We start from the raw sequence: 18,157 nt of genomic DNA, 5'->3' as shown, positions 1-18,157 counted from the left end.
GACCATTTTGATGATTGGCGACAGCCACCTGGCGACGCCTGACTACCTGATTTCCACCCTGCACGACAGCCTGGTCGCCCAAGGCGCGACTGTGCATACCTTGGGTATTTGCGGCGCCAATGCCGGTGATTGGCTCAAAGCCACGCCGGGCACCTGCGGTGGCGCCGAGCGCCGTGGTACGGAAAAAACCGTGGTGCTGGGCGGTAAAGCCGCGACATTGCCGATCAGTCAGTTGCTGGCCACCGACAAACCGGACCTGGTGCTGATTGTCATGGGTGACACCATGGCCAGCTACACCAAACCGGCGTTCCCGAAAGCCTGGCTATGGCAGCAGACTACCGCGCTGACCAAGGAGATTGCGGCCAACGGTACCCGTTGCGCGTGGGTTGGCCCGAACTGGGGCACCGAAGGCGGCAAGTACGGCAAGACCTTTGCCCGGGTCGAGATGACCTCCAAGTTCCTCGCCGCCAACGTGGCGCCGTGCAGCTACATCGACTCGTTGCAGTTCTCCAAGCCAGGTCAATGGGCCACGGTTGATGGTCAGCATTTGACCGCGACGGGCTACAAGACTTGGAGCGCAGAGATCAGCAAGGTTCTGCTGGAAACCCCGGCCGTCAAGGAAGCCAAGAAATGATCAAGCTGTTCGCGACGCTCGCGGCCCTCCCGGTGTTGTCGATCACTACGCTGGCCAGCGCCGAAGTGGCGTTGTACCCCACCGGCCCTGCCGAAGACTCGGCGTTCATCCGCTTCGTCAACGCCGGCACCGCGCCCTTGGACGTGATCGCTCAGGCCGGTCAACCGCCGCTGCGTCTTGACGTGTCAGCACCGGTGTCGCTGTTCTTCCCGGTGCAGGCCAGCAGTCCAATCAAGGGCAGTCTTGTCAGCGGCGCGCAAAAACTGGCCATGGACCTGAAAGTCGAGCCCGGTGAGTTCGCGACCGTGTTCGCGTTGCCGGACGGCACGGGCATCAAGCACGTCGCTGTGCGCGAGCAGCCGGACGACTTCAACGGTCTGAAAGCCTCGCTGGCGTTCTTCAACGTCGACGATTCTTGCGCCGACGCGAGCCTGCGGCCTGCGGGGCGCACTGCCGATCTGTTCAAGGGCGTGCCGGTCGACAGCTTGCAACGCCGGTCGATCAACCCGGTGAGCCTGTCGGTGCAACTGGTGTGCGCCAACGTTAACGTCGGCGCGCCACTGGATCTGGGTGAACTCAAGGCGGGTGAGCGTTACAGCGTACTGCTGGTGCCCTCGGCAACCGGGCCGCGTCTTTTGAACGCCACGGACACTCTGTCCCACTGATTGGATTCTGCCGCCGCCATGGTCTTCGCCTCACTTGAGTTCCTGACGCTATTCCTGCCTGGGTTTTTGCTGATCTATGCGCTGGGCAAACCGGCGTGGCGCAACGTCATCCTGCTGATCGGCAGTTGGTTGTTCTATGGCTGGCTGAGCCCGCTGTTCCTGACCCTGCACGTGGTATTGACCATCGTCGCCTGGGTCGGGGGGTTGCTGGTGGACCGTTCCCGCGAGGATTCGAAGGGGCGAGTGCGGCTGTTGATCGCGTTGATCGTGTTCAACACGGCGGTGCTGTGCTGGTACAAATACGCCAACATCCTGGCCGGAACCTGGAGTGAGCTGATCACCTACTACGGCGCGATGCCGCTGGAGTGGCAACGGGTGGCGCTGCCGGCGGGCCTGTCGTTCATCGTGTTGCAGGCGATTTCCTACCTGGTGGATGTGCATCGGCATACGGTGCCGGTGGAGCGTAGCTTCATCAATTACGCCACGTACATTTCGATGTTCGGCCACTCCATTGCCGGCCCGATCATTCGTTATGACTGGGTACGCCGGGAGCTGACGCAGCGGTATTTCAACTGGCAGAATTTTTCCCTGGGTGCGCGCCGGTTCATGATCGGCATGTGCATGAAAGTGCTGGTGGCCGATACGCTGTCGCCGCTGGTGGACGTTGCGTTCCACCTGGAAAACCCTTCCTTTGTCGACGCCTGGATTGGCTGCCTGGCCTACTCGCTGCAACTGTTTTTCGACTTCGCCGGCTACAGCGCCATGGCCATCGGCCTGGGCCTGATGCTGGGTTTCCACTTCCCGGAAAACTTCAATCGACCGTACCTGGCCAGCAGCATTCAAGACTTCTGGCGACGCTGGCATTTGTCGCTGTCGAGTTGGTTGCGCGATTACCTGTATATCGCTCTTGGCGGTAACCGCAAAGGTACGTGGAAGACTTACCGTAACCTGTTCCTGACCATGGCCATCGCCGGTCTGTGGCATGGCGGTGACAGCTGGAACTACCTGTTGTGGGGTTCGGCTCACGGTATCGCCCTGTGCGTCGATCGTTTGTGGTCGCGCTCGAACTTACCCAGGATTCCGCCACTGTTGTCGCACACATTGACGCTGCTGTTTGTGTTCCTGGCGTGGACCCTGTTCCGCGCTCCGGATTTCCATTCTGCAATGACGATGTATGCCGGACAGTTCGGTCTGCATGGGTTTGCATTGGGTGATGCACTGGCGGTGACGCTGCGTCCGGCCCACGGCATCGCGGCGCTGCTCGGTGTGCTGTACATCCTTGCGCCGTTGCTGCACAACCGCTATGAGCAGCGGCTTGTCGGCCATGCGTTGTTTGCACCGATGGTGGGTTTCCTGCTTGCGTTCGCGTTGGTCGCGAGCCGTGAGTCGGTACCCTTCCTGTACTTCCAGTTCTGATGACCGCGCCCATGACTTCCTTGTCCCACGTACCGGCTCAATCCAGCGAACTGACTGCCCCTATCAGCAAAGTATCGGGCGTTGTGTTCGTGGCTTTTTTGGTGATTGGTTTCGCATCCTGCGTCTGGCTGCTATTGAGCGGCAAGGTCGAGATGCTGCCGCCCAAGTTGACCATTGACGACGTGCTGCACGGCGACGTAACCCACAAAATCGCCAAGCAACTGTCGAAGGCCGCGTTGCCGGAACAGGCCGCGAACCTGGAACGTGGCGCAAGTTGGTGGTTGCTGCACGATACCGGGCCGCGGGTGCGCTCCGGCTGCCCGGGCTGGCTGTTCCTGACCGATGAGCTGCGCATCAATCGCCACGCTCAGGCCAACGCGGACACCAAGGCTGGCGTCGTGCGCGATTTGCAGCAACGCCTGGCCAAGCGTGGCATCAAGTTGCTGGTGGCCGTGGTGCCGGACAAAAGCCGCATCGCTCAGGCGCAACTCTGCGACCTGCGTCGCCCGGCGCAGTTGCAGGACCGCGCCGTGGCGTGGGTCGAGGGGCTGAACAAGGCCGGCGTCGCGGCCGTGGACCTGGCGCCGAGCCTGCAACCGTTGGGCGCCGACGCGTACCTGCGCACCGACACCCACTGGAGCGAAACCGGCGCGGCCGCCGCCGCCAAAACCGTGGCCACTGCGGTGCAGCACATCGGCATCAGCGCCACGCCGCACAAAGAGTTCGAGGCGAAGGTGCAAGATCCGGCACGCCGCCCTGGCGACCTGGTGCGACTGGCAGGGCTTGAATGGTTGCCGGTGACCTGGCAACCGGCGCCGGAAACCGTCGCCGCCACCCAGATCAGCGAGAAGGCTGTCGAGGCACAAAGCGGCGGCGATAACCTCGACGACCTGTTCGGCGATGACAACTTGCCGAACGTGGCGCTGATAGGTACTTCGTTCTCGCGCAATTCCAACTTTGCCGGTTTCCTTCAACAGGCTCTGGGCGCGCCGATTGGTAACTTCGCCAAGGACGGTGGCGAGTTCTCGGGCGGCGCCAATGGCTACTTCAACAACCCGGCCTTCAAGCAGACACCACCCAAGCTGATCATCTGGGAAATCCCGGAGCGGGACTTGCAGACGCCTTACAGCGAAGTCATTGACTGGGGTAAGTAGCGTCCGAAAGTTGTTGTGTGGCTAATGGCCTCATCGCGAGCTTGCCCGCGATGGCAGCCTCCAGGCCATCGCATTCAAAAGCAAAAGCCATATGGTTATTCGTTAACGGTATTTAAATTTCTTTTTTTATACCTATAAAGTCAATCTCCTGCGTACCTGCCGACCAATCGGCGCGCCGCACGAAACGAACGAACACGGGACCTCCGTGAGTTTCTGATCGACGCGCGCGCCCTTGAGCGTGCCGTGCGTGGGAGTGATTGTTATGTCAGCCGTCTCTGCGTCTTCGAGCGCCGCGAATATCGCGCCGCAAACCTTTGAAATCCGCCCGTTCAGCGGCGCCGTCGGTGCCGAAATCATCGGCCTCGACTTGTCCCGCCCGATCAATGACCAGGACTTCGCCCGCATCCATCGCGCGCACCTGGATCATCACGTCGTGGTATTTCGCGACCAACGCATTACCCCCGAGCAGCAAATCGCCTTCAGCCGCCGTTTCGGCGTGTTGCAGATCCACGTGCTCAAGCAGTTTCTGCTGGCCGGGCACCCGGAAATTCTCATCGTTTCCAACATCATCGAGAACGGCCAATCCATCGGCCTCGGTGACGCCGGCAAGTTCTGGCACTCCGATCTTTCCTATAAAGAACTGCCGAGCCTGGGCTCGATGCTGCACGCCCAGGAACTGCCCTCCGAAGGCGGCGACACCCTGTTCGCCGATATGCACAAAGCCTGGGACAACCTGCCCGAGGCCCTGCGCAAAGCCGTCGAAGGCCGCTCGGCCGCGCACTCCTACACGGCGCGCTACAGCGAGACCAAGTTCGAAGGCAACTGGCGCCCGACCCTGACGCCGGAGCAACTCGCTCAGGTCGCCGAAGTCGTCCACCCGATCGTCCGTACTCACCCGGAAAACGGCCGCAAGGCGTTGTTCGTGAGTGAGGGCTTCACCACCCGCATCGTCGGTTTGCCGGAAGATGAGAGCAAGCAATTGCTCGACGAGCTCTACGCCCACAGCGTGCTGCCGCAAAACATCTACCGCCATCAATGGCAGCCCCACGACCTGGTGTTCTGGGACAACCGTTCGCTGATCCACCTCGCCGCCGGATGCCCGAGCTATCTGCGCCGCAAGCTGTATCGCACCACCATCCAGGGCGACGCGCCTTTCTGATTTGTCGGAGATTGATCATGTCCAAACGTCTTCCATTTGCACCGTTGGCCGCGGCCATCGGCCTGGGTTTCAGCCTGATCGCCGGCAGCCTGGTGGCGCCGACCGTGGCCCATGCCGAAGGTGAAATCCGCATCGCCGAACAGTTCGGCATCGTTTACCTGCTGCTCAACGTGGTGCGCGATCAGAACCTGATCGAGAAATACGGCAAGCAGGAAGGCATCGACATCAAGGTCGACTGGACTCAGCTTTCCGGTGGCGCGGCGGTCAACGATGCGTTGCTCTCCGGTTCCATCGACATTGCCGGCGCTGGCGTCGGTCCGCTGTTGACCATCTGGGACCGCACCCACGGCAAGCAGAACGTCAAGGCCGTGGCTTCCCTCGGTAACTTCCCGTATTACCTGGTGAGCAACAACCCCAAGGTCAAAACCATCGCCGACTTCACCGAGAAGGACCGCATCGCGGTGCCGGCGGTTGGCGTGTCGGTGCAGTCGCGCTTCCTGCAATACGCGGCCGCCAAGCAGTGGGGCGACAAGGAATTCAATCGCCTCGACAAGTACACCATCGCCGTTCCACACCCGGACGCCACGGCGGCGCTGATTGCCGGCGGCACCGAGTTGACCGGGCACTTCTCCAACCCGCCGTTCCAGGATCAGGCGCTGGCCAATCCCAACGTGCATGTGGTGCTGAACACCTATGACCTGCTCGGCCCGAACTCGCCGACGGTGCTGTTCGCCACCGAGAAATTCCGCAGCGAGAATCCGAAAACCTACAAGGCGTTCATCGAGGCCCTGACCGAAGCGGCGCAATTTGCCCAAAATGACAAAGGCGCTGCAGCCGATACGTACATCCGCGTCACCAAGGCAAAAATCGACCGCGCCGCCCTGCTGAAAATCATTGATAACCCGCAGTTCGAATTCAGCATCACACCGAAAAATACCTACCCGTTGGCCGAGTTCCTGTACCGCGTCGGCGCGATCAAAAACAAACCGGATTCGTGGAAGGATTACTTCTTCCAGGACACCAAGCCGCTGCAAGGGAGCTGACCGACATGAACGCCCCTTTGCAAGGCCACACGGTCAGCAAACCGTCCGCAACAGCCCAGGCGCTGTTGTCGGTCGACAACGTCAGCCTCGAATACCGCACGCCACAGCGCGTGGTTCGGGCGACTCATCAGGTCAGTTTCGAGATTGATCCGGCGGACCGCTTCGTGCTGCTCGGTCCGTCCGGTTGTGGTAAATCGACATTGCTCAAAGCGGTTGCCGGGTTCATCCAGCCTTGCGAGGGCGAGATTCGTCTTCAGGGGCAAACGGTCAACACGCCGGGCCCGGACCGGATCGTGGTGTTCCAGGAGTTCGATCAACTGCCGCCGTGGAAGACCGTCAAACAGAACGTGATGTTTCCGCTGTTGGCGTCCAAGACGCTCAAGCGTAAAGAGGCCGAAGAACGGGCGCTGCACTATCTGGACAAGGTCGGTCTGTCGGCGTTTGCCGATGCTTATCCGCACACGTTGTCCGGCGGCATGAAAGCGCGGGTAGCCATCGCTCGCGCCTTGGCGATGCAACCGAAAATCCTCTTGATGGACGAACCCTTCGCCGCCCTCGATGCGCTGACGCGCCGCAAGATGCAGGAAGAATTGTTGCTGCTCTGGGAGGAGGTGCGTTTCACGCTGCTGTTCGTCACTCACTCCATCGAAGAGGCGCTGGTGGTGGGCAATCGGATTTTGCTGTTGTCGCCGCATCCCGGCCGGGTGCGAGCGGAAGTCCACAGCCATCAATACGATTTGCACAGCCTTGGCGGTGTGGCGTTTCAGGCGTCGGCGCGGCGGATTCATCGGTTGCTGTTCGATGAAGGCCAGTCGCCGGAAACCGAGCGCGAGCTGGATTTTTCCGACATTCGCATCGCTTATTGAGCCATTGAGAGGATTGCCCGATGAGCCAGTTATCATCTGCGCGTAAAGAGTTTGAAACCGTTTTGCAGCCGCTGACGAGCGTGCCGCTGGAGCGAGAATTACCCCTCGGCCAACGCCTGTGGCAACAGGGCTGGATTCGTAAAAGCCTGATTCTGGTTTTGCTGGCGGTGCTCTGGGAAGTGGTTGCCCGCATTCAGAACAACGACCTGTTGCTGCCGAGTTTTTTGCAAACCGGTCACGCCCTGTATGGCGGCCTGCTCAGCGGCGAGTTGTTGGGCAAAGTGTGGATTTCGCTGGTGGTGTTGCTCAAGGGGTACCTGATCGGCATCGTGCTGGCGTTTGCCCTGACAACGTTGGCGGTGTCGACGCAGTTCGGTCGGGATCTGTTGAGTACGCTGACTTCGATGTTCAACCCGCTGCCGGCGATTGCGCTGTTGCCGTTGGCGCTGCTGTGGTTTGGTCTGGGGCAGAACAGCCTGATTTTCGTGTTGGTGCATTCGGTGCTCTGGGCCTTGGCGTTGAATACCTATGCCGGGTTTCTCGGCGTCTCGGAAACCCTGCGCATGGCCGGGCGCAATTACGGTCTCAAAGGCATGCGTTTTGTGCTGTTCATCCTGATTCCGGCGGCGCTGCCGTCGATTCTCGCCGGGCTGAAAATCGGCTGGGCGTTCGCTTGGCGCACGCTGATCGCGGCTGAGTTGGTGTTTGGGGCTACCAGCGGCAAGGGCGGTTTGGGTTGGTACATTTTTCAGAATCGCAATGAGCTGTACACCGACAAGGTGTTTGCCGGGTTGGCGGTGGTGATCCTGATTGGCTTGCTGGTGGAGAACCTGGTGTTCGACACGCTGGAGCGGGTGACGGTCAAGCGGTGGGGCATGCAGCGCTGAGTTCTGTGGTGGCTGGTCTGGTGCCTTCGCGAGCAGGCTCGCTCCCACAAGGGATCTACGGTGGTTGCAGATTTTATGTACAGCCAGGAACTCATGTGGGAGCGAGCCTGCTCGCGATGGGGCCGGGACTGCCAACACATCACTTGGAGGATGTTTGCTAGCATTGCGTCTGAATCAATCCTGATCAGGCACGAGTGCTCAGTATGCAGCTCCCGGACATGAATCTTCTGGTCGCCCTCGACGCTCTGCTCGACGAGGGCAGTGTGGTGGGCGCCGCGCGACGGATGAACCTCAGCCCGGCGGCCATGAGCCGGAGACACTGACGCGTATTCGCGAGGCCATCGGCGATCCGATCCTGGTGCGCGCCGGTCGTGGTCTGGTGCCGACGCCCAAGGCACTGGCGTTGCGCGAGCAGGTGCGGGATCTGGTTGAGCAGGCCGCTTTGCTGTTCCGCTCCGCTGACGACGTGGAACTGGGGAGTTTGCGGCGGCGGTTCAGTATCCGTGCCAACGATTTCTTTGTTGGCGTCTACGGCAGCAAGTTGTTCGACACGATGGAACGTCAGGCCCCGCACTGCGAATTGCGCTTTGTCCCGGAGGGCGACGGGGATGACGAAGCCTTGCGCGAGGGACGCATCGATTTGAGCGTCAGCAACAATCGACCGCGCATGCCGGAGGTGAAGGTACAGAACCTGTTTTCCACGCACTTTGTCGGCCTGGTGCGCGAGGACCACCCGCTGTTCGATGAAGAGATCACGGCTGAGCGCTACGCCGGGTTTTCTTATATCCGCATGTCCCGCCGCGGCATTGCCCGTGGGCCGATAGACACGGCGCTCAACGCCTTGGGGCTGGAGCGGCGGGTAGTGGTGATCGCGCCGAGTTTCCATGCGGCGATGTTTGCGTTGCCGGATTCCGATCTGATCCTGCCGGTGCCCAAGGAAGCGCTGCTGAGCGTACGGCGCCTGGGGTTGAAGCTGCGCTCGTTCACCCTGCCGATTCCGCTGCCGACCATCATGCTGACTCAGGCCTGGCACCCGCGTTTCGACAAGGATCCGGCGCACCGCTGGATGCGTGAAACCCTGAAGACCTGCTGCGACGAAACGTGGCTGGCCGCACAACCATCCTGAAATTCACATCCAACCCCTGTGGGAGATTCTATGTTGTAGGGCAACCCTGCAACTGCACGCCATCGGCCATGCGGCTGAGCGCCAGGGCTACCGAGCGTCGCGTCCCTTCCACATCGTCCGCCAGGTCGGCAGCGATGGCGCTGATGGACAGCAGGTCTTCGGAGGCATTGGCCAGGAGGGCTTCAGTGTCGATGTCGGGGGAGACGGTGAAGAGATGGCCTTTGCGGCGTTTGGCCGGTTTTTCGGTGGTCGGGGGGAAGTAGTGGGCGAAGGCGCGGTCGGCGGCTTCTTTGAGTTTTTCGGCTTCGAGGGATTCTTCGGGTGGGGTGCCAGAGTTTTCTGGCGGATTAGGCGTAACCTTGAATATATAAAAATTCCTAAACAGTAAGTTGGAACCGTCACCGTTCGTTTGCACGCGAATTGGGTGGCGGCCGTGCGCAGGTGTGCAAGACCGGGACTGTTTAGGACACCCAGCAGATCCGAAGATCTCCTGCGCGCAGCCGCCATAAAGCAATGAGCCATGGCAATTGCGCCCTAAACAGTTTCGTCGGACTTGCACGTCCGTGTCACCGTTTTTTTCAGTGACAAAGCCAGACTAGACTTGGGCTTTAGCCGGAACAAGTTCACCAACACCGCTACAACTTGAAGGAAATCTCCGATGGGATTACCGGACGTTGGTGTCTGTGGGGAAGATCAAAAGATCGCAGCCTTCGGCAGCTCCTACAGGGGATCGCGTTTCAACCGTAGGAGCTGCCGAAGGCTGCGATCTTTTTGGGGCCATCAAGGTTTGGACGACAAATCCGCCATCCCCTTGAGCAGCTCGATCGGCAACGGGAAGACAATCGTCGAGGTTTTGTCACCGGCAATTGCGCTGAGCGTCTGCATGTAACGCAGCTGCATGGCCCCAGGCTGGCGACCGAGCATTTCGGCAGCCTGCATGAGTTTTTCCGAGGCCTGCAATTCGCCTTCGGCGTGGATCACCTTGGCCCGGCGTTCCCGTTCGGCTTCGGCCTGTTTGGCGATGGCGCGGACCATCGATTCGTTGAGGTCCACGTGCTTGATCTCGACGTTGGCAACCTTGATGCCCCAGGCGTCGGTCTGGGCGTCGAGTACTTGCTGGATGTCGATGTTGAGTCGCTCGCGCTCGGCCAGCAGTTCATCGAGTTCATGTTTACCGAGCACCGCCCGCAACGTGGTCTGGGCCAGTTGGCTGGTGGCCATGAGAAAGTCTTCAACCTGGATGATCGCTTTCTGCGGGTCGAGCACACGGAAGTACAGCACCGCGTTGACCTTGACCGAGACGTTGTCGCGGGTGATCACGTCTTGCGGCGGCACGTCGAGGACCACGGTACGCAAGTCGACGCGAACCATTTGCTGGACCACCGGAATCAGCAGGATCAAGCCGGGGCCTTTGACTTGCCAGAAACGGCCGAGCTGGAACACCACCCCGCGTTCGTATTCGCGCAGGATGCGGAAGGTCGACCCCGCCAATGCAATCAACAGTAACAGCAGCGCGGCAAAACCCAGTTGCAAGCCCATGTCTATTCTCCACCCGACGCCGCATCAGCCGCGGCCACTTCCAGCAGTAATCCCTTGCGTGCTACGACCCGGACCCGTTGCCCGGGTTGCAGCGGCGTGGCACTGAGTACTTGCCACTGTTCTCCTTGCAGGTGAACCCAGCCGTTGTAGGCATTGCCGGCCTGCAGCGACATTACCGGGGTCACGCTGCCAACGAGTCCGGCATCGCCACTGACGGTGTGGCGCGGTCGGGTTTTCAGGGCGTGGATCAACAGGAAAATCAGCAGCAGCGCACTGATCAGGCCCAGGCCGATCATCAACGGAACAGGCACCTCGGTGTTGGTCAGAATCACTGCGCCGATCACGAACATCACAATGCCGCCCAGACCGACCACGCCGTAATTGGGCAGGGCCGCTTCCGCAATCAAAAAGGCAATGCCGAACGTGATCAGCCAGATCCCGATGGGGTTGGGCGCCAGCAGAACGACGGTGTCCGCTGCGAAAACCGATCCGCTCAAGGCCAACAGCAACGCAACTGCACAACAACGAGTGTTCACGTGACCCTCCGGGAGAGTCATTGGGGGTTCTGTCATACAGTCTAGTTGAGCCTTTGGTTGTATGAATTTTGCTCAGCTGTCGACCTCGTCCGACGGGCAGATTTCCCACCGGATTCCCCTGACGGGCCTAGACTTTTAAAGGTGAGAAAGCTTAACCATCGTCCGCCAAACGTTGTTGCGGACACCGAGGTGCATCATGCGTATGGCAAGAACCGTGCAGAGCAGCCTGGAAAAGGCACACTGCGAATATGACATCGTTTCCCATCCTCACTCGGCCAGCAGCCTGGAAACGGCGCGGCTCGCGGGCATTCCTGCCGAACGGGTGGCCAAGTCGGTGATCCTCGACGATCAACACGGGCATTTCCTGATGGCTGTGCTGCCGGCGAGTCGTCACCTGGACCTGAGCAAAGTCCGTGGCGGCAACGAATGGCAGATCACACGGGAAAGCACCCTGCCGCACCTGTTCGACGATTGCGAACGCGGCGCCGTGCCAGCCTTGGGTGAATCCTATGGACTGGACATGCTCATCGACCCCCTGCTGACCCGGCAGAAAGACATCTACCTTGAATCCGGCAACCACAACAGCCTGGTACACATGAGCGTGCCGGAATTTCTGAAAATGGTGCCGCATGCGGAGGTGTGCGAGTTGAGTCATTGAGTTAGCGGCGTCAGCTATACCGCCTTCGCGAGCAGGCTCGCTCCCACAGAAATTGCGAATACCTTGTGGGAGCGAGCCTGCTCGCGATTGACCGCGAAGCGGTCACTCCAATTCAGCCATTGCCAAGGAGCCAAACATGGAATCCCCAACCCACAGCCTGCCATCCCTGTTCAAACAACTCGGCCTGGACAACGACCCGGTCAGCATCGACAAATTCATCGCCACCCACTCACCGCTCAAACCCGAATTGCATCTGGCAGACGCATTTTTCTGGACCAAGAGCCAGGCGGCATTTTTGCGCGACGAGATTCTGGATGACGCCGATTGGGCGGAGGTGGTGGATCAGTTGGATGTGTTGCTGAGGAAGGGACGAGGAGGATAAAAACCTGACCTTACGCGTAAGAATTGTTTCAAAACTTGACCAACTTTCCCTGCCAATGCCATATTGATAGTTAGCAAACTAACAGTGTGTCTTTCCCCACGTGCCGAACAACCTCGACGCTCTCCAGATGAACATCAGCAGTTCCATGGTGGTGGCCGCCAGGCATTGGCGCAAAATCTGCCAGACCACGCTGGTCAACTATGGAATCTCCGAAGCCTGCGCCGTCCCGTTGTTGATGATCGGTCGTTTGGGCGAGGGTGTGCGGCAGGTGACGGTGGCGCAGGCGGCGGGGATGGAGAGTCCGTCTCTGGTGCGGCTGCTCGATCAGCTGTGCCATGCCGGCTACGTCTGCCGCACGGAAGACACCCATGATCGGCGCGCCAAATGCCTGAGCCTGACCGAGACCGGTCGCGAATTGGTGCAAGCCGTCGAAGTCGAATTGGTGCGCTTGCGTCACGAGGTGCTGGACGGCATCGACCAGAGTGATCTGGAAGCGGCGCTGCGGGTACTGAGGGCTTTTGAGTCGGCCAATCACCTGCCGGTGAACAATCCTTGAACGGCTTTTTCACCGGCATGCCCCCGGCGCGGGACTGGTTCTACGGTGTGCGGACGTTCGCGGCATCGATGATCGCGCTGTACATCGCCATGCTCATGCAGATGCCCCGTCCTTACTGGGCGATGGCCACGGTGTACATCGTTTCCAGTCCCTTTGTCGGGCCGACCAGTTCCAAGGCACTGTACCGCGCGGTTGGCACCCTTCTCGGCGCGGCGGCCGCGGTTTTTTTCGTGCCGATGTTTGTCCAGAGCCCTTATGTGCTGGTGGTGGTCATCGCGCTGTGGACCGGGATTTTGCTGTTCCTGTCCCTGCACCTGCGCACCGCCAACAGTTACGCCCTGATGCTCGCCGGTTACACCTTGCCGCTGATTGCCCTGCCGGTGGTGGATAACCCGTTGGCGGTGTGGGACGTGGCTGAAGCGCGGACTGAGGAAATCTTTCTCGGCATTGCCGTCGCGGCAGTGGTTGGCGCCATGTTCTGGCCCCGGCGGCTGGCGCCGGTGTTCAACGACTCGGTGAACAAATGGTTTGCCGATGCCTCGACCTACAGCCTGCGTTTTCTCCGCCGCAACGTGCAGCCCGACGAAGTCAGTGCGTTGCGTTCGTCGATGGTCGCGACCTTCAACTCGCTGGAATTGATGATCGGCCAGTTGCCTCACGAAGGCGCGCGGCCGCAAACGGTGCGCAACACCAAGGAACTGCGCGGCCGCATGATTCACCTGCTGCCGGTGATCGACGCCCTCGACGATGCGCTCTATGCCCTTGAGCGACGCACGCCCGAGCTTGTGGATAAGTTCGCCCCTTTGCTGGCCGCGACCAGCGAATGGCTCGCCCATAAAGACGCCGATCCCGGTCGCTGGCAGTCGCTGAAAGATCAACTCGATGCGCTGCAACCCAATGCCGAAGCGCTGAATGATCGTAAGCAGCTGCTGTTTTCCAACGCGCTGTATCGCCTCGGTGAGTGGATCGATTTGTGGCAGGACTGCCGCAGCCTGCAATACGCCATCCAGTGCGAAAGTCAGGACAGCTGGCGTGCGGTGTATCGGCACTGGCGCCTCGGTCGACTGTCGCCGTTTCTCGACCATGGGTTGATGCTGTATTCGGCGGCGTCCACGGTGACCGCGATCATCGTTGCGTCGGTGCTGTGGATTCTGCTCGGCTGGACCGACGGCGGCGCCGCAGTGATTCTCGCTGCGGTGGCATGCAGTTTCTTCGCCTCGATGGACGACCCGGCGCCGCAGATTTATCGGTTCTTTTTCTGGACGGCGATGTCGGTGCTGTTTGCCAGTCTGTATCTGTTCCTGGTCCTGCCCAACCTGCATGACTTCCCGATGCTGGTGCTGGCGTTTGCCGTGCCGTTCATTTGCATTGGCACCCTGACGGTCAAGCCGCAGTTTTATCTGGGCATGCTGCTGACCCTCGTCAACACCTCGTCCTTCATCAGTATCCAAGGCGCCTATGATGCGGACTTCCTGAGCTTTGCCAACTCCAACCTGGCCGGCCCTGTCGGGTTGCTGTTTGCCTTTGTCTGGACCCTGATCGCCCGGCCGTTCGGTGCGGAGCTGGCGGCCAAGCGTCTGACCCGCTTCAGCTGGCGCGACATTGTCAGCCTCACCGAACCGGCCACGCTGGCCGAGCACCGGCACCTGGGTGTGCAGATACTCGATCGCTTGATGCAACACTTGCCGCGCCTGGCCATGACCGGTCAGGACACCGGCATCGCACTGCGCGAAGTGCGCGTGGCGCTGAACCTGCTGGACCTGCTCGCCTACACACCGCGAGTACAGGGTGTGCCGCAAGTGCTGCTGCATCAGGTGGTGGCCGAAGTCGGCGAGTATTTCAAAGCCTGTCTCAAGGCTGGCGAGCGTTTGCCGGCGCCGAGCCCGTTGCTGATGACCCTCGATCGCACCCGTCGCGCCCTCACCACCGAGTGCGATGACGGCGCCCGCCTGCATCTGCTGCACGCCTTGAGTGGCCTGCGCCTTTCGTTGCTGCCGGGAGTGGAATTCGTCGGCACCGGCGAGCTCGAAGAACCGCTTCCCCATGGCATCGATGGAGCGCCTTTATGATCGGTGACCTGGATGTCAGCGGGGTGTTCCTGCCCACGCTGCTGGTGCTGATGGGCATTACGTACGTGTTTTACCTGCTGGTGCACGGATTGCTGACGCGCCTGCACTTTTACCGTCTGGTCTGGCACCGGGCATTGTTCAACGTGGCTCTCTACGCCTTGCTGCTCGGCGCCGTGGACTCACTCAGTCGATACCTGATGACATGAAAAAACCTTTTTTGACCATCGGCCGTGTGGTCCTGACCCTGCTGATCGTGACCTTCGCTGTCGTCGTGGTCTGGCGCATGGTGATGTATTACATGTTCGCCCCATGGACCCGGGACGGGCACATCCGTGCCGATATCGTGCAGATCGCCCCGGACGTGTCCGGGCTGATCCAGCAGGTGGAGGTGCGCGACAACCAACTGGTGAAACGCGGCCAGGTGTTGTTCAGCATCGATCAGGACCGTTTCAAACTGGCCCTGCGCCAAGCCAGGGCGGCCGTGGCCGACCGTCAGGAAACCCTGGCGCAGGCGCAACGGGAAGCCAAGCGTAATCGTGGCCTCGGCAATCTGGTGCCGGGCGAGCAACTGGAAGAAAGCCAGTCCCGGGTCGCTCGCGCCGAGGTGGCGCTGATGGAAGCCCAGGTGGCGGTGGACAGCGCCCAGCTCAACCTTGACCGCTCGACCATCCGTAGCCCGGTGGACGGCTACGTCAACGACCGTGCGCCGCGCACCCAGGAATTCGTCACCGCCGGGCGCCCCGTGTTGTCAGTGGTGGACAGCAACTCGTTCCACATCGACGGCTATTTCGAAGAAACCAAGCTGGACGGCATTCATGTCGGCCAGAGCGTCGACATTCGCGTGATCGGTGACCGCGCTCGCTTGCGCGGGCATGTGGAAAGCATCGTCGCCGGTATCGAAGACCGCGACCGCAGCAGTGGCAGCAACCTGCTGCCCAACGTCAACCCGGCGTTCAGTTGGGTGCGGCTGGCCCAGCGGATTCCGGTGCGGATCGCTTTTGATGACGTGCCGGCGGATTTCCGCATGATTGCCGGGCGCACCGCCACCGTGTCGATCATGGATGATCAAAACCGGGAGCCCGCGAAATGAGCAGGGCCTCGGGTTTGGCTGTTGCCGGATTAGGCTTGCTGCTGTCGGCCTGTCAGGTGGTCGGGCCGGATTATCACGTGCCGCAAGAGGCCGCCGTACACCGTGAAGACTTGCAGGGCAATTTGTCGGTGGACGGCAAAAATGTCGTCTCCGCACCGATGCCCGGCGATTGGTGGCGCTTGTATCAGGACCCGCGCCTCGATCAACTGGTGCAGCAAGCCATGGCCTCCAACACGGATTTGCGCGTGGCGGCGGCGAACCTTTCCCGGGCCCGCGCTCAGGTCGACGAAGCCCAGGCGGCGGGCGGCTGGAGCGGCGGCGTGAAGATGGGCGCCCAGCGTTTGCAGGAGTCCGGCGAAGCCTTCCTGCTGGCGGATAAAGTGCCCGTGGCCAACGTTGGCGACATCGGCATCACCACCTCGTATCAGTTCGACCTGTTCGGCACGTTGCAGCGCGGCATCGAAGCGGCCAAAGCCAATGCCGATGCGACTCAGGCCGCCGCCGATACGGCGCGGATCACGTTGGTGGCGGACGTTGTTCGAGCCTACACCCAGGTCTGTGCGGCCAATGAAGAACGGGAAATTGCTCAGCATTCCCTCGATCTGCAAGCCCAGAGCACCAGGCTGATCCAGCGCTTGCGTGACGCCGGACGTGGTGATGAAACCCAGGTCACCCGTTCGCAAACCCAATTCAAATCCTTGCGTGCCGACATGCCCCGTTATGAGGCGGCGCGTCAGGCCGGGCTGTTCCGCTTGTCGATGCTGCTGGCCAAACCGGTGGATCAACTTCCGGCCGGCACCGCCACTTGCGCCGAGCTGCCGAAAATCACTCAATTGTTGCCGGTCGGTGACGGCGCCACCTTGCTCAAGCGCCGCCCCGATGTGCGTCAGGCCGAGCGTCGATTGGCTGCAGCGACCGCCGGCATTGGCATCGCCACCGGTGAGTTGTACCCGGACATCAGCATCGGCGCGACTGTCGGTACCGTCGGCATTCTGGAGAACCTCGGCAAACCGGCGACCAATCGCTGGGGCTTCGGCCCGTTGCTGAGCTGGACCGTGCCGTCCAACGGCTCCCGGGCGCGAATCCGCGAGGCCGAGGCCACGACCCAAGGTGCGCTGGCGCATTTCGATGGCGTGGTGCTCAACGCCATTCGCGAAACCCAGACCGGTCTGGCCCAGTACTCCGCATTGTTGCAACGCCGCGATGCGCTGGCGGACGCCGAGCAATCGGCGCAACTGGCGGCCGACCAGACCCACCGCTTCTTCCAGGCCGGCCGCGCATCGTTCCTGGCGGACCTGCAAGCGACCCGCACCTACACCGATGTGCGGGCGCAACTGGCCTCCGCCAACACGCAAGCTGCCATGAGCCAGATCGATTTGTTCCTCGGGTTGGGCGGCGGTTGGGAAAGCGGACGAACGCAAGCCACGAACTCCGGCAAACCCTGAGGCCGTTGCTATGCTTTGACTTGATGAGGTCGCACGTCGGGCTCATCAATCAAGGCTCGCGTTGGTCATGGGGACTCTAATAATGAAAAACCCTTATGCTCCCGGCTTCTGGTGCGCTATTGCGGCATTGGTCTTGCTGTCGGCCACCTATTTCTACGGCATCATGCTGGCCCACCAGATCGACAAGGCGCTGGTGTTCCTCGACAGCGCCGCCGCGCTGATTGCCGTGATGGCTATCGTGGTGGTGGCCTGGGCTTCCGTCCAGGGCCAGCGCGTCAAGAAAAGACAGTGCGAACGAGGCAAGACCCTGGTGCTGATCTGGGACACCAAGGTGGCTTTGCGTCGCGTCGAAACGGTGTTTGACCGGTATTTCTGGGGCAGCTACTGGCAACCGGGGCGCACGTTCCAGGAAGTCATGGGCGAACTCACCGGCACGCCGCTGGAAAAAAGCCTCGAAACGCTCAAGAAGCAATGCCTGGAGCTGGACAAGCAAATCGCCGAAGACGGCCGGCACTGGCTCAACAACGCCCGCGAGCTTTCCGATGTCGCCACCGCCATGGCCCGTGAACGCTATCAGCTGGACTTCTGCGATCCGCGCGCAGAGGTAACGGGCGGGGCGGTGATCAACCGGGATTTCGAGGTGCTGGTGTATACGTGGACGGCACGGCTGAAAAGCTTTGATCATCAGCTTGATGAGATTGAAATGCAGTATTCCTGATCCTGTGTTGGCAGGACCGACGCCATCGCGAGCAGGCTCGCTCCCACATGAGTGATGTGTCGATCACAAAACCCCTGTGGGAGCGAGCCTGCTCGCGATGGCAATCTTGTGACCGCTGAAACTCTCGCCCCCTGCCAGTTGTCCACAAGCCACTGCGTCCCCTGGACACTCTTTCACCTTTAATCATTGGGTCGCCCGGTGCGCCTGATGCTAA

19 protein-coding genes and 1 pseudogene are annotated in these 18,157 nt (G+C 60.9%); 17 read left to right on the top strand and 3 right to left on the bottom strand.

The genetic code is table 11. From position 1 onward, the window contains the following. Window positions 1-10: 10 nt before the first annotated feature. The 9 genes and pseudogenes from ACYZUD_RS23225 to ACYZUD_RS23185 all read left to right on the top strand — a co-directional run bounded on the left by ACYZUD_RS23225 (window position 11) and on the right by ACYZUD_RS23185 (window position 8,950). The gene (locus ACYZUD_RS23225) at window positions 11-634 is read left to right on the top strand and encodes an SGNH/GDSL hydrolase family protein (RefSeq protein WP_462025102.1); all 624 of its coding nucleotides are present in this window, start codon (window positions 11-13) and stop codon (window positions 632-634) included. Next, window positions 631-1,299, top strand: coding sequence for an alginate O-acetyltransferase AlgF (locus ACYZUD_RS23220; protein ID WP_462020326.1), 669 nt, complete (start codon window positions 631-633; stop codon window positions 1,297-1,299). The genes ACYZUD_RS23225 and ACYZUD_RS23220 overlap by 4 nt, the downstream gene beginning before the upstream one ends. An 18-nt stretch (window positions 1,300-1,317) precedes the next feature. Continuing rightward, a complete protein-coding gene (locus ACYZUD_RS23215) occupies window positions 1,318-2,715 on the top strand; it encodes an MBOAT family O-acyltransferase (RefSeq protein WP_462020325.1) in 1,398 nt (465 codons plus the stop codon). 11 nt (window positions 2,716-2,726) lie between these two features. Then, a complete protein-coding gene (locus ACYZUD_RS23210) occupies window positions 2,727-3,869 on the top strand; it encodes an alginate O-acetyltransferase AlgX-related protein (RefSeq protein ID WP_462020324.1) in 1,143 nt (380 codons plus the stop codon). A gap of 262 nt (window positions 3,870-4,131) precedes the next feature. After that, window positions 4,132-5,028 carry a TauD/TfdA dioxygenase family protein gene (locus ACYZUD_RS23205; protein ID WP_462020323.1) on the top strand — a complete coding sequence of 299 codons (897 nt, stop codon included), beginning with the start codon at window positions 4,132-4,134 and terminating at the stop codon, window positions 5,026-5,028. 17 nt (window positions 5,029-5,045) lie between these two features. Continuing rightward, window positions 5,046-6,071 carry an ABC transporter substrate-binding protein gene (locus tag ACYZUD_RS23200; RefSeq protein ID WP_462020322.1) on the top strand — a complete coding sequence of 342 codons (1,026 nt, stop codon included), beginning with the start codon at window positions 5,046-5,048 and terminating at the stop codon, window positions 6,069-6,071. Window positions 6,072-6,076: 5 nt separating this feature from the next. Further along, on the top strand, window positions 6,077-6,937 hold the full coding sequence (locus ACYZUD_RS23195) for an ABC transporter ATP-binding protein (protein ID WP_462020321.1): 861 nt from the start codon (window positions 6,077-6,079) through the stop codon (window positions 6,935-6,937). Window positions 6,938-6,957: 20 nt separating this feature from the next. Further along, on the top strand, window positions 6,958-7,824 hold the full coding sequence (locus ACYZUD_RS23190) for an ABC transporter permease (protein ID WP_462020320.1): 867 nt from the start codon (window positions 6,958-6,960) through the stop codon (window positions 7,822-7,824). 203 nt (window positions 7,825-8,027) lie between these two features. Further along, window positions 8,028-8,950: pseudogene (locus ACYZUD_RS23185) on the top strand (LysR family transcriptional regulator). Window positions 8,951-8,978: 28 nt separating this feature from the next. Here ACYZUD_RS23185 and ACYZUD_RS23180 read toward each other — a convergent pair. The 3 genes from ACYZUD_RS23180 to ACYZUD_RS23170 form a co-directional block, all read right to left on the bottom strand. Then, a complete protein-coding gene (locus ACYZUD_RS23180) occupies window positions 8,979-9,317 on the bottom strand; it encodes a DUF6124 family protein (RefSeq protein ID WP_462025101.1) in 339 nt (112 codons plus the stop codon). Window positions 9,318-9,730: 413 nt separating this feature from the next. Next, window positions 9,731-10,489, bottom strand: coding sequence for a slipin family protein (locus ACYZUD_RS23175; protein ID WP_462020319.1), 759 nt, complete (start codon window positions 10,487-10,489; stop codon window positions 9,731-9,733). A 2-nt stretch (window positions 10,490-10,491) separates the two neighbouring features. Then, complete coding sequence (locus ACYZUD_RS23170) at window positions 10,492-11,025, bottom strand: NfeD family protein (RefSeq protein ID WP_462020318.1); 534 nt, start codon at window positions 11,023-11,025, stop codon at window positions 10,492-10,494. Between the two features lie 196 nt (window positions 11,026-11,221). Between ACYZUD_RS23170 and ACYZUD_RS23165 the strand changes: the two genes are divergently transcribed. The 8 genes from ACYZUD_RS23165 (at window position 11,222) to ACYZUD_RS23130 (ending at window position 17,943) form a co-directional block, all read left to right on the top strand. After that, a complete protein-coding gene (locus tag ACYZUD_RS23165) occupies window positions 11,222-11,683 on the top strand; it encodes an aminoacyl-tRNA deacylase (RefSeq protein WP_462020317.1) in 462 nt (153 codons plus the stop codon). Between the two features lie 136 nt (window positions 11,684-11,819). Further along, complete coding sequence (locus tag ACYZUD_RS23160; protein WP_462020316.1) at window positions 11,820-12,065, top strand: DUF2789 domain-containing protein; 246 nt, start codon at window positions 11,820-11,822, stop codon at window positions 12,063-12,065. A gap of 127 nt (window positions 12,066-12,192) precedes the next feature. Further along, on the top strand, window positions 12,193-12,621 hold the full coding sequence (locus tag ACYZUD_RS23155; RefSeq protein ID WP_462020315.1) for a MarR family winged helix-turn-helix transcriptional regulator: 429 nt from the start codon (window positions 12,193-12,195) through the stop codon (window positions 12,619-12,621). Continuing rightward, entirely contained in the window at window positions 12,618-14,690 is a 2,073-nt protein-coding gene (locus tag ACYZUD_RS23150; protein ID WP_462020314.1) for an FUSC family protein, read from the top strand. Before ACYZUD_RS23155 ends, ACYZUD_RS23150 begins: the two co-directional genes overlap by 4 nt. Beyond that, window positions 14,687-14,896 carry a DUF1656 domain-containing protein gene (locus ACYZUD_RS23145; protein ID WP_462020313.1) on the top strand — a complete coding sequence of 70 codons (210 nt, stop codon included), beginning with the start codon at window positions 14,687-14,689 and terminating at the stop codon, window positions 14,894-14,896. The genes ACYZUD_RS23150 and ACYZUD_RS23145 overlap by 4 nt, the downstream gene beginning before the upstream one ends. Then, window positions 14,893-15,780, top strand: coding sequence for an efflux RND transporter periplasmic adaptor subunit (locus ACYZUD_RS23140; protein WP_462020312.1), 888 nt, complete (start codon window positions 14,893-14,895; stop codon window positions 15,778-15,780). Before ACYZUD_RS23145 ends, ACYZUD_RS23140 begins: the two co-directional genes overlap by 4 nt. Further along, window positions 15,777-17,225, top strand: a complete 1,449-nt coding sequence (locus tag ACYZUD_RS23135; RefSeq protein ID WP_462020311.1) for an efflux transporter outer membrane subunit — start codon at window positions 15,777-15,779, stop codon at window positions 17,223-17,225. The genes ACYZUD_RS23140 and ACYZUD_RS23135 overlap by 4 nt, the downstream gene beginning before the upstream one ends. An 82-nt stretch (window positions 17,226-17,307) precedes the next feature. Beyond that, window positions 17,308-17,943: an NADH:ubiquinone oxidoreductase subunit N gene (locus ACYZUD_RS23130; RefSeq protein ID WP_462020310.1), complete on the top strand. Its 636-nt coding sequence runs from the start codon at window positions 17,308-17,310 to the stop codon at window positions 17,941-17,943. Window positions 17,944-18,157 lie beyond the last annotated feature (214 nt).

The organism is Pseudomonas sp. XS1P51 (assembly GCF_054897845.1).
Note: the sequence above shows the minus strand (reverse complement) of the source record. Positions and strands in the feature narration are given on the sequence as shown.

Bases quoted from the DNA above. Each gene is read 5' to 3' on its own strand.
- ACYZUD_RS23225 (WP_462025102.1), top strand. From the start codon at position 11: ATGATTGGCGACAGCCACCTGGCGACGCCTGACTACCTGATTTCCACC.
- ACYZUD_RS23220 (WP_462020326.1), top strand. From the start codon at position 631: ATGATCAAGCTGTTCGCGACGCTCGCGGCCCTCCCGGTGTTGTCGATC.
- ACYZUD_RS23215 (WP_462020325.1), top strand. From the start codon at position 1,318: ATGGTCTTCGCCTCACTTGAGTTCCTGACGCTATTCCTGCCTGGGTTT.
- ACYZUD_RS23210 (WP_462020324.1), top strand. From the start codon at position 2,727: ATGACTTCCTTGTCCCACGTACCGGCTCAATCCAGCGAACTGACTGCC.
- ACYZUD_RS23205 (WP_462020323.1), top strand. From the start codon at position 4,132: ATGTCAGCCGTCTCTGCGTCTTCGAGCGCCGCGAATATCGCGCCGCAA.
- ACYZUD_RS23200 (WP_462020322.1), top strand. From the start codon at position 5,046: ATGTCCAAACGTCTTCCATTTGCACCGTTGGCCGCGGCCATCGGCCTG.
- ACYZUD_RS23195 (WP_462020321.1), top strand. From the start codon at position 6,077: ATGAACGCCCCTTTGCAAGGCCACACGGTCAGCAAACCGTCCGCAACA.
- ACYZUD_RS23190 (WP_462020320.1), top strand. From the start codon at position 6,958: ATGAGCCAGTTATCATCTGCGCGTAAAGAGTTTGAAACCGTTTTGCAG.
- ACYZUD_RS23175 (WP_462020319.1), bottom strand. From the start codon at position 10,489: ATGGGCTTGCAACTGGGTTTTGCCGCGCTGCTGTTACTGTTGATTGCA.
- ACYZUD_RS23165 (WP_462020317.1), top strand. From the start codon at position 11,222: ATGCGTATGGCAAGAACCGTGCAGAGCAGCCTGGAAAAGGCACACTGC.
- ACYZUD_RS23160 (WP_462020316.1), top strand. From the start codon at position 11,820: ATGGAATCCCCAACCCACAGCCTGCCATCCCTGTTCAAACAACTCGGC.
- ACYZUD_RS23155 (WP_462020315.1), top strand. From the start codon at position 12,193: ATGAACATCAGCAGTTCCATGGTGGTGGCCGCCAGGCATTGGCGCAAA.
- ACYZUD_RS23145 (WP_462020313.1), top strand. From the start codon at position 14,687: ATGATCGGTGACCTGGATGTCAGCGGGGTGTTCCTGCCCACGCTGCTG.
- ACYZUD_RS23140 (WP_462020312.1), top strand. From the start codon at position 14,893: ATGAAAAAACCTTTTTTGACCATCGGCCGTGTGGTCCTGACCCTGCTG.
- ACYZUD_RS23135 (WP_462020311.1), top strand. From the start codon at position 15,777: ATGAGCAGGGCCTCGGGTTTGGCTGTTGCCGGATTAGGCTTGCTGCTG.
- ACYZUD_RS23130 (WP_462020310.1), top strand. From the start codon at position 17,308: ATGAAAAACCCTTATGCTCCCGGCTTCTGGTGCGCTATTGCGGCATTG.